Source organism: Mycoplasma mobile 163K, assembly GCF_000008365.1.
In the GTDB taxonomy this organism is placed as follows: Bacteria; Bacillota_I; Bacilli_A; order Mycoplasmatales; family Metamycoplasmataceae; genus Mycoplasma_J; species Mycoplasma_J mobile.
The window spans coordinates 449,034-461,971 of the sequence record NC_006908.1; the positions used below are offsets into that span (position 1 = coordinate 449,034).

The following is a 12,938-nucleotide window of genomic DNA, read 5'->3' on the forward strand; positions in this document are numbered from 1 at the left end:
ATTTTAATATTAAAATTATATCTTAATTGATTGATAGCTAAAAGATAAAAAAAGATAAATACCTAAAAGGTATTTATCAGCACTAATAAGCCGCGTTCTGTTCTACAAAAGTAGCGTCAATTATTTATCTAAGTTTAAAACTTCTTTCAATTAGTTCGATTCCCTTTTGAAAGCTCCCCTACCATAATTTGGGTTTCTAGCTCACGGAGTTTACCGCGTTTCACCTTAAATTAATAAGCTCGTCTCTGTGGCACTTGTCGTCTAGGCTTAAGTTTATTAGACTTAACATGATCTTTACTTGCGTTTCAGCAAGTGCTAGCGCGGACTTTCCTCTATATTAAAAATACAGCAATTGACTAAGTGCTTTTTTATTATAAGTTTTTTTAAGATTTTTTACTTATAAAAGCTATTTAATATTGTGAAGCGAATTTATTTTTTATATTCATTTTTATTTTGTTTATTTGCTTCAACAGGATCTTTTATTTGAATTAATCAAACTCAAAGGCAAGATTTTGATAGTAAAAGCAAAATTAAAATCGAAATTAAAGGTGCATTTAAATTTCCAGGAATTAGAATTTTTGATACACAAATTACAATTTTAGATGTTTTAAGAGAAAATGAATATTTTGAAAATGCTGATTTTTCTAAATTGAATTTACTCAATAAAATTGAAAATAACATGGTAATTTTTCTTCCGTTTAAAACTTTAGAAGAAAATGAAAAAATTTTAATTTCAAAATTAATTCATGTTTCCCAAATAACATCAAGAGGGATTAATTTAAAAATAGCAACTGAAATTTTAGAAAAAAGAAATGAGTTAAAAACATGAAATGAAATATCTCTTATAAAGGGAATTGGGCCAAAAACTTTAGAGAAATTAAAAGAATTTTTAATTATTTAATTTTTAACTTATTAACAATTTTAATTCCTGTGATTATTTTTTTATTGTTGAATGAATTCTCAATATTTTGAATTGTAACTTGTATATTATTTTCAATAATTTTAATGTTCGATTTTAAAAGATTTATGCTTATGACAGGAATTTCTTTTTTTGTTGTTTTGGTAAAATTTTTTTGATATGATTCATTTTTAATTGAAAAAAACATTGAAGGTACATTTTTTGTAAAAAATAAAATCAAAGGAGGATATTTTATTTCAATTGAAAATCAAATCTACTATTTAAGAACAAAAGAAATACTTTTAGAAAATTTTTTTTACCATATTCAAGGATCTCTTATTAAATTAGATAATGCTGAATTTGAATTATATTTAAAATCTAATCAAATTCATCATGAAATTATCAATTTTAAGATTATTGAAAAAAATGAATTTTTTAATTTAAGAAAAATTATTGAAAATTATTTAAATGATTCAGAAATTTTTTACAAAACTTATATGAATTTGTTAATTATTGGAAACAAAAGTAATGTAAATCAAATTTTTGTTGAAAAAATTAAAGATTTAAATATGATTCATATATTTGTAATATCAGGTTTTCACTTTAATATTTTGTATTTTATCTTTAACAAAGGATTTAAATTATTAAAAATAAATGAAAATTTAGCAAACTTATTTATTTTTTCAATGTTAATATTTTATTTGTATATTCTTGATTTTAATATTTCTTCTCTTAGGTCGTTATTATTTCTTTTTGCTCATTATGTTAATAAAAAAATTCTAAAAAATAAATTTAGCAAATTGGAAATTTTAATATTCATTTTTGCAATATTATTTCTCTTTAATTTTTATATTATTTATTCACTATCATTTTTATTCAGTTTTGCTCTTGTATTATTAATTTATGCCTTAAATGTAATATCTTTTAAAAATAAAAGTTTCAAATTCTTCTTTTTTTCAATTTTTATAGGTTTTGCTTCCATTTTGTTCAATTTGCACATAAATAAATCTTTTAATATGTTCTCTATTTTTTACAATTTTATCCTTTCTCCAATTGTTGCTGTACTCTATGTATTTTCATTTATTTTAATGCCGTTTAAATTTTTATTAAATTATATTTTCTATCTTTTTGACTATCTACTTATTTTTCTAAATTCTACTTCAGTTCAATTAAATTTAAATATTCAACATGATTGAATTGTTGTAATTTACTTTATACTATACGTATGTATTTTATTTATGGTAACGAAAACTACTTGATTTGAAATCAAATTAAAAAGCTTATATCCAAAAGTAAAACAGAACCTATAATTTTTGATGAAGAGTCCAATATTTATGAATTAATAAATGAAATAGAATCTTATGATTTGTTTAGTAATGAAAAAACAATAATTGTAAAAAACTTGTGATTGTTAAAAAAAGAGGATAAAAAATTATCTGAAATATTGATTAGTTCTTTAGAAAATATCAATAGCAAATATAAAATTATTTTTTTACTTGAAGAAGATAAAATTAATAATAAAAATTCTTTAATTCATTTTTTACTCAATAATTCAAAAGTTGATAATGTTAAAAAATATAACCCAAAAGAACTTATAAGTGTGATTGAAAAAATTATAGTTGCGAAAAAGGGAACAATTTCTCATGAAGCTATTATTGAATTTATTTTAAAAGTTCCTAATGACTTAAGAATTATCATCCAAGAAATCGATAAACTTCTTTTACTGACAAAAGATATCACAAAAGAAATTGTAATTTCAGAAACTTCAGATTATTTTGAAAGTGATGCTTTTAGTTTTATTAATGCAATAAATGAATTTGATTTTAAAAAAATTTACGAAACATTACAAGAAAAAATTATAAATTATGAAGAAATAGGACAATTATTAGGACAATTGAATTCTCATTTAAATTTATCTTTTCTAATTCATACAAACTTTCAATTAGGAAAAAATTTAAAAAAAATTGAAGAACAATATAACATACATCATTTTCGCCTTCGAAAGGCTTTTGATTTCTTAAAAAAAATTGGTTATAAAAATCTTGTTTATCTAATAAGTAAAAATGCTGAACTAGATTTTGCTATAAAAAATGGTAGTATTGACGAAATAATAGGTATAAAAAATCTAATTTTAGATTTATTTAAAATTGATTTATAATTTTACATATGAAAAGCAAAAAAAAGGAACTATTTTATTTTTTAAGACCTTCATTATTTTATGATTCTAACAATACAAATGAAGGTGATTTTGAAGGACTTTTAAAGAAAAAAGAATATTTTCAAAAATTTCAAGTTGATAATGTGGTTTTTCCAAATTTACTAAAAATTTATGATGTAAAAAATAACACTGATTTGAAAAAAATTTTTGATAGCAAGGGATATCTAGAAAGTTTAATTGATTTAATTTATTTTTTTAAGTCTAAAAAAATAAATGTTGGAGTAAAATTTGATGTTTCTGATTTGAATAATGAATATAGTATCTTTTTAAAAATTCAAAAATTTTACAATAATGGCAAAAATCCTGTAGTAAATGATACTAATGATTTTTATTTAGTGGAAGAAAATTCTCTAGATAATAATCTAAAATCTAATTTTTCTAAATTCGAAATAATGGCAAAATTTTTTTTAAATATTGGATTTAATTTTTTTATTTTTGAAAACTTAGATATTCTTTTTAATAGCAAAAATTTTGATAATAACTTAAATTTGTTGAATTTATATAAAAATGCTATTCAGAAAATTAATGAAAAATCTTATGTATTGGGTGAGTTTAAAAATTTTGATTTTTCTAACATTCAAAAAGTTGAAAAATCTAAAATTTTTCAAAAAATAATAATTTATAATTTATCTTACATAGGTATTAAAAACGAAAAAAAAATTAGTACAAATTGAAGAACTCATTTGCGTAAAATAAATTCAAAAAATAATTGAGATTTTGTTGTATTAAGTTTGAATAATGATGATTTTGGTTGATTTTTTTCTAGAAATGGAAAAGAAAATTTATATTCAGAAAACATAATGAAAGGATTTTTTTTATTTCAAGTTCTTATCAAAAATGACTTTCTTATTTTTAGCGGAGAAGAAATAGGCTCTTTAAGGTCTAAAAATATAAATTACAAAAATAATGTAAGTAAAAATTGATTAATTAAACGAATGGAATTGAAAAATAGAAACTGAACTAAAAAAAATATAGAAGATTATAGAAATTTTATTCATCCAACAAACATAAACACAGTATTTAATTGAAACAGCAATGAGAATGCAGGTTTTAATTCAAATCTTGAAAGAAAGAACTTGTCATTTCAATACAAAAAATTTAATTTAGAAGATTTGGAAAATAATAAATCCTCCATTTGGAATTTTTATTTAATGCTTTTGAGATTAAAAAATAATGAAAAAATGATTGATATAATGAGCAATTTTAAATACAATATTTCATACAATATTTTTAATAAAAATGCTTTTGAAATAAACTATAAAAACAAAAATAAGAATATTAAAATTCTTCTGAATTTTAGTTCAAAACCTACTAAAATTTTTATCTCAAAAAAATACAAAGTATTAGTAACAACATATAGTAATAAGAAATATGATGAAAATGTTAAATTTTTAGATCCTTATGAATCACTAATTGCAATTAAAAATATTGAAATGAAATTTTAATAAAATGGTAAAATGATTTCATGAAATATAATGAACAAAATTTTGAAGACAAATTAGACTTTATTTATGATTTAGTACTAAAAAATAAAACAAGTGAATTAAGTAAAGATGAATTTAAAACTAGAATAAAATCAATAATTGAAAGACTAAAAAATAAGAATATAAAATTTAGTCAATATTGATCTGGAAATTTAGGATTTTTTCTATATAAAAATTCTCAAAAATTAGATTATGAAAATTTTTCTAAAAATTACACAAACAAAATAAATAAAAGTGCATTTGATATTTTTCATTCCTTAAATAGAAATGAAAAATATCTAGATTTAGTAAATAAAAAACAATTTTTTGAACTTCTAGAAGCTTTAGAGGCTTTAAGTTCTTTTGATCTTAAGATTGTTGAATTGAAAAAATGATCAAAATGATTAACAGAAATTTTTGATAGTGAAATTTTGCTACAATATCTAAAATATATTTCAGATCCAATCATGTATTTTTTAGTAATTATCAAAGATGTTTTAATGCCTTTAAAAAAAATGAAGCAGATAGAAAAAAATGAATTTTACAATGAACTTACTAAAAATCAAAAGCACTTTCAGAAAACATTTATCCATAATGAAACAAAATATAATTTGAAATTAAAATCAGTTCAAGAATATGATAAAGAAAATTTAGAAAATTTAAAATTAACTAAAGATGATGAAGATTTAAAAATGTCTTTAGATTTTGCTAAAAAATACAATATTAGTTTTCTAAGACTTTTTCAATTTTTAAGTTTTCCCTTTTTCATTGAAGAATTAGATAATATTCCTCAAAATATTTTTCTTGAACATAAAGATAATATTATTGTTTATAGTTCAAAGTACTATTGAGGATTTGAATTAAATGCTTCGGAATTTTTCTATAGATTAATTCAAAAACACGAGAGAATTATTCCTTTTGTTTTTTTGTTTATGGAAAGCAGATCTAAAAAAATGGAAACAGAATACATTGAATTCACCAAATTACTTGATTTTTTCTTAATTTCAGAATCTAGTAACGAACCACTGGCTAAAATTATTTTATTAGCTTTAGAAGAAAAAGACAAATATGATATTTTGTTAAACGATTTAAAATTTGTTAAAAATGAAGAATTATTTGCAAAAATTGACAAAGAAATTGATTCAATAAAAGAAGCATTATTTGAAGTAAATTAACATGAACAGTTTCCTATTAAGTGAAAATATTAGTAAAATTATTGATTTACACTTTAAAAAGTACAAAAAAATTGGTACTTTTTTAACTTATGAGGAATATAAAAGTACTCTAATAAATTTCATGGGTTTTTTATTTGATAATGATTTATCTTTCTTATCATGAGAAACTATTCAAAAAAATTCCTCTGAAATTTTACTTGTCTCTAATGAAACAATCAATAACTTTACTACTTCTTTAGTAAAGGTAAAAAGTGAAAAGTCAAAAGTCTTTCAAAATCGTGAATTAATTCAATACATTAATTCTTATGAAGAATTTATTATAGATAAAATAGATTTTCATTTTTATAAATTTTTTGTAAAATTTTATGAAAAGATTAAAAACGAAAAATTGATAAAAAATGATTTTAAAGAAATAAGATTTTTTACAAAATGAATGAACGAAAATATAGACTATGAAAAAATTTTAATTTTAGAATCTGAATATCCTGTTTCTGAATATTTGAATTTAATATTTAATATTTTAAAACCTATTGCAAAAGGACAGCATGTAGGTATTAAACAAAGAGAAACTTTTTATAAAGAATTAAAAGAAATATTATTGTTTAAAGAAACATACCTCTTTAAACAAAATGATAGTTTAGAGAGAATCAAAAAATCTTTAAAAGTTTTTGGACCAACACTTTTTAGTGATGAAGAAAAAGTCAAAAAGATGATTGTTGATTTTTCAAAAAAATATAATATTAACTTGATTTTACTCATGAATTCTTTGTATGTAGTTGATTCTATAAAAATTTTTGAATCATTTCCTCAAGATTTATTTGCAAAAAACAATAAGTATATTTATATTGCAGATATTGCAAATGCAATAGGAATGGATATTATCGAATTTTGATTTGTTTCAAAACAAAAGTTTGATAATTTCGATCATTTTTATGAGTTTTATATCAAAAATTGTAGAAAAAATAATTTATATATTCTAAAATCTTTTTCAGAATTTGAAATATTTTTGAAACATGATTTTCATACAGATTTAATTTACAAGAAAATTTATTCAGCAAGAAAAAGAATTTAATTTTATTGAAAAAGTATTGATTATTTTTTTATTTTTAATTAGAAAATAAAATAGAATTATGAATAACAAAAAAGATTTTTATAGCCCAACAAAACATGAAAAATATATCAGCCAAGTGAATTTAAAGTTGAAAAATAATAAGGATTTTCATCTTGTTTTTATTATTTTGAAACTTAGCAATAATAAAATTAGTCTTAATAGATCTAAGATAAAATGAATTGTTGTTTTTTGTGAAATGATTGAAGATATATTTTGCAAAAAACAAAGTGAAATTTTAAAGTATTTAAACAAAAAAATATATTCACCATTTGAATATTCACATAATTTACATCTTTTAAAATTAGAATTGCAACTATTTTTTAAATTCAAAAGAGATTTTAAAAAAATTTGAATTTTAATGTTTTTTTTAATACTTGTATATAAAAAAAATAGAATTATAATTTTAAAATATTTGTATTGCTTAAAAAATGCATTAGTTTACTAATGCATTTTTTATAACAAGATTCTCATTTTCAATCAAAATAATATAAGATTCATTAGGTTTCAAATTTCCTGAAATAATATTTAAAGCAATTTTGCTTTGGATTTTATTTTGAATAACTCTTTTCAGTGGTCTTGCTCCATAAAGATTATCATATCCTTGTTTTGAAATATATTCAACTATTGAATCATCGAATTTAATGAAAATAGTTTGATTTTGATAAACTCTTTTTTCTAATTCATTTAATTCATTTTCTATTATTTCTTTTATTGTATCTTTATCCAGTTCTTTAAATGGGATAATTTCATCAATTCTATTTAAAAACTCTGGTTTTACAAATTTTAATAGTATTTTCCTCAATTCTTTAGGATCATACACTTTTTCTAAAATTAAATCGGAACCCAAATTAGTAGTCATTATAATTATTGTATTTTTAAAATTAATTGTTTTACCTTTAGCATCGGTTAATATTCCATCATCTAAAATTTGCAATAAAACATTTAAGACATCGGGATGAGCTTTTTCTAATTCATCAAAAAGCACAATCGAATAAGGTTTTTGTCTAATCAATTCTGTTAATTGGCCACCATTTTCATATCCAATATACCCTGGTGGAGATCCGATTATTTTAGAAATTGAATGTTTCTCTGAATATTCTGACATGTCTAATCTAATGAGTTGTTTTTTACTATCAAAAAGAACATAAGCAAGTGATTTGGCTAATTCTGTTTTTCCTACTCCTGTTGGACCCATAAAAATAAAAGAACCAATTGGCTTGTTAGGATCATTGATATTTGCTCTAGATCTTAAAATTGTATCCGAAACAAGTTCAATAGCTTCTTCTTGCCCTTTTACTTGTTTTTTTAGTTCAGATTGTAAGTTTAATAATTTATCTTTTTGTTTTTCTAATAATTTAGAAATTGGGATCATTGTTCATTTGCTAACAATTTCAGCAATTTCATTTTCTGTAACATCTTCTTTTATTAAACTATTTTTTTCTTTATTTAAATTTTCTAATATTTTCAATTCTTTTTCAATTTTTGGTAAATCACTATACATGATTTTTGAAGCTTTTTCATATAGACCTTCATTTTGCAATTTTGAAACTTCATGTTTCAGACTCTCAATTTTTCTTTTCTTATCATTTAATTCAATAACAACATTTTTTTCTGAAATTCATTTTTCGCTTAATATTTTATGTTCAGAGTTTAGTTTTTTTAATTCATTATTAAGCTCTTCAACTCTTAAATTACTTTGAATAGTATTTTCAGATTTCAAAGCTGCTTTTTCAGTTTCAAAAGTAATAATTTTTTGTTGAATTTTTTCTAATTCTTCGGGTTGAGAATTAATTTCAGTTTTAATTGTCGAAGCTGCTTCATCCACTAAATCAATTGCTTTATCTGGTAAAAAACGATCTGAAATATATCTAGCAGATAAATTTGCTGCTGCAATCAAAGCCTTGTCACTTATTTTTACATTATGAAATGTTTCAAATCTTCCTTTTATACCTCTTAAAATTGTAATTGTGTCTTCGATGTTAGGTTCAGCAACTTTTACTTTTTGCATTCTTCTTTCTAAAGCTGAATCACTTTCAATGTATTTTCTATATTCTTCGATTGTTGTGGCTCCTACTAGTTGCATTTGTCCTCTTGCTAAAGCCGGTTTAAAAATATTTGCAGCATCCATTGTAGAATTTGAACTGTTTTTTCCGGTCCCAATCAGTAAATGAATTTCATCAATAAAAATTATGTATTTTCCTTGATTTTTTTCGATTTTATCCATTAAACTTTTGATTCTTTCTTCAAATTGCCCTTGGTAAGATGCTCCTGCAATTAAAGAAGGTAAGCTTATTTCTATTACTTCTTTATTTTTTAAATCTTCTGGAACTTGTGCATCATGGATTTTTTTTGCCAAACCTTCTACAATTGCAGTTTTCCCTACACCTGGTTCTCCAACAAGAACAGGGTTATTTTTTGTTTTTCTTGATAAAATTCTAATAATTCTTCTAATTTCGTCTTCTCTACCAATAACAGGTTCTAACATGTTTTTCTTAGCCAAATCTGTTAAATTCCTTCCAAATTGTTTCAATGGATCATTATCATCTGGTTTTTTGTAGTTCATTTGCATATGTTAACTCCTCAATTTTAATATCATCATATAAATATAATAGCATAAAAAATTAGCACTCTTATTATTAAAGTGCTAATTTTTAATTTAATTTTCTATTACTATATTTTGAATTTCAAATAAAGGGTTGTTCAAAAAATTTGATTCTGGAAGTCATTTAGCTTCTAGAAAAATGTAACTATTTTGTCTAATTTCATCTAAAGCTTTTTTAGAGATATATGTTGTTGCTTCTAAATAAATGTCTACAATTTCATTTGTTCCACTTAATTCAATTTGTAAAGGTCTAAAAACTCTTTTTTCATCATTGAATTTTGAGGCTCTTTGAATATAATTGACTCTACCTAAAAAAGTGTGCACAGTTTTTATATCTCTTTTGAAATATGCTTTTTGATTTGCAATTTTATTTGCAAAAATATTTTTTGTCATTTTACCTTCTTGAATTTTAATATAATTTAATATTGATTATTTACTAGTTAAAGTTTCTCTTTTTAATAATTTCATCAGAAATATTTTTTGGAGCTTTTTCATAATGATTGAAAATCATTTGATAATTTCCTCTACCTGCAGTCATCGAACGTAAATCAGTAGCATACCCAAACATTTCACTTAGTGGAACATTTGCCTTAATAGTGCTTGCTCCATCTGAACGAGTTTTTGTCTCTTTAATTTGTCCACGACGACGACTTAAATCTCCCATGATATCCCCAAAATAATCTTCAGGAATAACAACATCAACATTCATAATTGGTTCTAAAAGAGTTGCTCCTAATTTAGATTTACCATCTGTTAAGGCTTTTGAAGCAGCAATTTTATAAGCTAATTCAGAACTATCAACATCATGGTATGATCCATCAAATAAAGTTGCTTTAACATCAATTAAAGGATAACCGGCTAAAATACCAATTTCCATTTTCTCTTCAAGACCTTTTTGAACATGCTTAATATATTCTTTTGGAATTTTTCCACCAACAATTTTGTCAACAAATTCAAAACCTTTATCATGATTTGGTTCAAATTTAATTCAAACATGACCATATTGACCTTTACCACCACTTTGTTTTATGTGTTTTCCTTCAATTTCAGCTGTTGCTGTTATTGTTTCACGATAAGAAACTTGTGGGGCTCCAACATTAACTTCAACACCAAATTCTCTTCTTAAACGATCAACAATAATATCTAAGTGTAATTCACCCATTCCTGCAATAATTGTTTGTCCTGTTTCTTCATTTGTATATGTTTTAAAAGTAGGATCTTCACCCGATAATTTTTGTAACCCTAAAGATAATTTTTCTGTTGCAGCTTTTGTAGCAGGTTCAAGAGCTTGAGAAATAACAGGCTCAGGGAAAATCATTTTTTCTAAAATAAACATTTTAGCTTTTTCGCCAATTAAAGTATCTCCAGTTGTTGTGTCTTTTAATCCAACAGCAGCTGCAATATCTCCAGTTCTTACTTCTTCTATTTCTGTTCTTGAATTAGCATGCATTTGTAAAATACGACCAATTCTTTCTTTTTTTTCTTTTGTTGAATTTATAACATAACTACCTTTATTTAAAATTCCTGAATAAACTCTAAAGAATGTTAAAGTTCCAACATATGGATCAGTCATAACTTTAAAAGCAAGAGCTGAAAAATCACCATCATCAGAAGGTTTAACAGTAATGATATTTTCTCCTTGATGAGCTTCAATTGCAGGAACATCAAGTGGAGAAGGTAGATAATCAATAACAGCATCAATCATGGCTTTTACACCTTTATTTTTAAAAGCTGAACCACAAACTGCTGGGAAAAATTCACTAGTTAAAGTTGCTTTTCTAATAGCTTTTTTCAAAGTTTCATTATCAACATCTTGACCTTCTAAGGCAAGCATCATAATATCTTCTTCGTAATTAGCTACAGCATCAATTAATTCTTGTCTTTTTTCTTTAGCAATTTTTACTAAATTTGTTGGAATAGCAATTTTTTGACCATTTTCTTCAGCTTTACCATCAAAAATTCATGCTTCCATGTTTACTAAATCAATAAAACCTTGAAATTCTGATTCTGCTCCAATGTTTCATTGAATTGGAACAGCATTTCCACCTAAACGAGTTCTTACTGATTTAACAGCTTCGTCAAAATTAGCTCCTGCTTTGTCCATTTTATTTACAAAAACAATTCTTGGAACTTTGTAATTTGTAGCTTGCCTTCAAACTGTTTCTGTTTGAGGTTCTACACCTGATTGAGCATCTAAAACAGCAACAGCTCCATCAAGTACACGTAAAGAACGTTCTACTTCAACAGTAAAATCAACGTGACCTGGAGTATCGATAATATTAATTCTTTTACCTTTTCAAAATGCTGTAGTAGCAGCAGAAGTTATTGTAATACCTCTTTCTTGCTCTTGTGGCATTCAATCCATTTGTGAAGCACCTTCGTGTGTTTCACCAATTTTATGAATTTTCCCTGTATGAAAAAGAATTCTTTCAGTTGTAGTTGTTTTACCTGCATCAATATGGGCCATAATCCCGATATTACGATAATCTTTTAATTCAAATTCTCTTGCCATAATTATCATCTAAAATGAGCAAATGCTTTATTAGCCTCTGCCATTTTATGTGTGTCCTCTCTTTTTTTAATAGAAGAACCGGTTTTGTTTGAAGCATCAATGATTTCATTTGCTAAACATTCTTGCATGGTTTTTTCTGATCTCAAACGCGAATAGTGAATTAATCAACGAAGTGATAAAGTTTCTTTTCTTCTTTTTGTAACTTCCATTGGAACTTGATAGTTTGTTCCTCCTACACGTCTTGTTTTTACTTCAAGTTGTGGAGTGATGTTATCTAAAGCTAATTGAAATACTTCCATTGGATCTTTATTTGTTTTTGTTTTGATGATTTCAAATGCTTGATATAAAATTCTTTCGGCAATTGATTTTTTACCATCTAACATAATTGTGTTAATAAGCTTAGTAATTGTTTTTGAGTTAAAAATTGGATCACTCAAAACTTGTCTTATCGGAGCTTTTTTTCTTCTTGACATATTTTCCTTTCATAATTGTGTAAATTAATTTTTATTTATTTTACTAATTAAAAACCACTAACTTTTTGGTTTTGGTTTTTTTGTTCCATAACGTGAACGAGACTGGTTTCTATTTGCAACCCCAGCTGCATCTTGAGTTCCACGAACAATTGTGTATCTAACTCCTGGTAAATCTTTTACTCTACCACCGCGAATTAAAACAACAGAGTGCTCTTGAATATTGTGTCCTTCGCCTGGAATATAAGCTGTTACTTCAAATCCATTTGATAGTTTTACTCTTGCATATTTACGTAAAGCTGAGTTAGGTTTTTTAGGTGTCATTGTTGCTACCCTTGTACATACTCCTCTTTTAAAAGGTGCAGGAATTTCTGTTTGTTTTTTATTTAATGAGTTATAGACAAGTGATAAAGCTGGTGAAGAAGTTTTTCACACTTTCTTTTTTCTTCCTTGAGAAACTAATTGATTGATTGTTGGCATTCTTTCCTT

The 12,938-nt window shown here is 23.9% G+C and carries 12 protein-coding genes and 1 other RNA gene; 7 read left to right on the forward strand and 6 right to left on the reverse strand.

The features are described from left to right. Positions 1–81: 81 nt before the first annotated feature. Positions 82–365: RNase P RNA component class B (gene rnpB, locus MMOB_RS03575), an RNA gene on the reverse strand. A 53-nt stretch (positions 366–418) separates the two neighbouring features. Between rnpB and MMOB_RS01915 the strand changes: the two genes are divergently transcribed. Genes MMOB_RS01915 through MMOB_RS01950 form a run of 7 tightly spaced genes read left to right on the forward strand, consistent with a single transcriptional unit; the run spans position 419 to position 7,310 of the window. Next, positions 419–901: an MAG0490 family ComEA-like DNA-binding protein gene (locus MMOB_RS01915; protein ID WP_011264879.1), complete on the forward strand. Its 483-nt coding sequence runs from the start codon at positions 419–421 to the stop codon at positions 899–901. Further along, a complete protein-coding gene (locus tag MMOB_RS01925; RefSeq protein ID WP_083748440.1) occupies positions 826–2,208 on the forward strand; it encodes an MAG0480 family ComEC-like protein in 1,383 nt (460 codons plus the stop codon). Before MMOB_RS01915 ends, MMOB_RS01925 begins: the two co-directional genes overlap by 76 nt. Then, on the forward strand, positions 2,154–3,056 hold the full coding sequence (holA, locus tag MMOB_RS01930; protein WP_041362892.1) for a DNA polymerase III subunit delta: 903 nt from the start codon (positions 2,154–2,156) through the stop codon (positions 3,054–3,056). Before MMOB_RS01925 ends, holA begins: the two co-directional genes overlap by 55 nt. Positions 3,057–3,064: 8 nt before the next feature. Beyond that, a complete protein-coding gene (locus MMOB_RS01935; RefSeq protein ID WP_011264881.1) occupies positions 3,065–4,561 on the forward strand; it encodes a glucan 1,6-alpha- (dextran) glucosidase in 1,497 nt (498 codons plus the stop codon). Between the two features lie 20 nt (positions 4,562–4,581). Then, on the forward strand, positions 4,582–5,754 hold the full coding sequence (locus MMOB_RS01940) for a hypothetical protein (RefSeq protein WP_011264882.1): 1,173 nt from the start codon (positions 4,582–4,584) through the stop codon (positions 5,752–5,754). 1 nt (position 5,755) lies between these two features. Further along, on the forward strand, positions 5,756–6,826 hold the full coding sequence (locus MMOB_RS01945; RefSeq protein ID WP_011264883.1) for a hypothetical protein: 1,071 nt from the start codon (positions 5,756–5,758) through the stop codon (positions 6,824–6,826). A gap of 58 nt (positions 6,827–6,884) precedes the next feature. Then, complete coding sequence (locus MMOB_RS01950) at positions 6,885–7,310, forward strand: hypothetical protein (RefSeq protein ID WP_011264884.1); 426 nt, start codon at positions 6,885–6,887, stop codon at positions 7,308–7,310. On the opposite strand, the gene MMOB_RS01955 is transcribed toward MMOB_RS01950, so the two are convergent. The 5 genes from MMOB_RS01955 to rpsL all read right to left on the reverse strand — a co-directional run bounded on the left by MMOB_RS01955 (position 7,299) and on the right by rpsL (position 12,929). Further along, complete coding sequence (locus MMOB_RS01955; protein WP_011264885.1) at positions 7,299–9,434, reverse strand: ATP-dependent Clp protease ATP-binding subunit; 2,136 nt, start codon at positions 9,432–9,434, stop codon at positions 7,299–7,301. The genes MMOB_RS01950 and MMOB_RS01955 overlap by 12 nt on opposite strands. Positions 9,435–9,521: 87 nt before the next feature. Beyond that, positions 9,522–9,860: a hypothetical protein gene (locus tag MMOB_RS01960; RefSeq protein ID WP_011264886.1), complete on the reverse strand. Its 339-nt coding sequence runs from the start codon at positions 9,858–9,860 to the stop codon at positions 9,522–9,524. A 43-nt stretch (positions 9,861–9,903) separates the two neighbouring features. Beyond that, complete coding sequence (fusA, locus tag MMOB_RS01965) at positions 9,904–11,979, reverse strand: elongation factor G (protein WP_041362895.1); 2,076 nt, start codon at positions 11,977–11,979, stop codon at positions 9,904–9,906. A 2-nt stretch (positions 11,980–11,981) separates the two neighbouring features. Continuing rightward, positions 11,982–12,452: a 30S ribosomal protein S7 gene (rpsG, locus tag MMOB_RS01970; protein ID WP_011264888.1), complete on the reverse strand. Its 471-nt coding sequence runs from the start codon at positions 12,450–12,452 to the stop codon at positions 11,982–11,984. 57 nt (positions 12,453–12,509) lie between these two features. Next, the gene (gene rpsL, locus MMOB_RS01975) at positions 12,510–12,929 is read right to left on the reverse strand and encodes a 30S ribosomal protein S12 (protein WP_011264889.1); all 420 of its coding nucleotides are present in this window, start codon (positions 12,927–12,929) and stop codon (positions 12,510–12,512) included. Between the last annotated feature and the right edge of the window lie 9 nt (positions 12,930–12,938).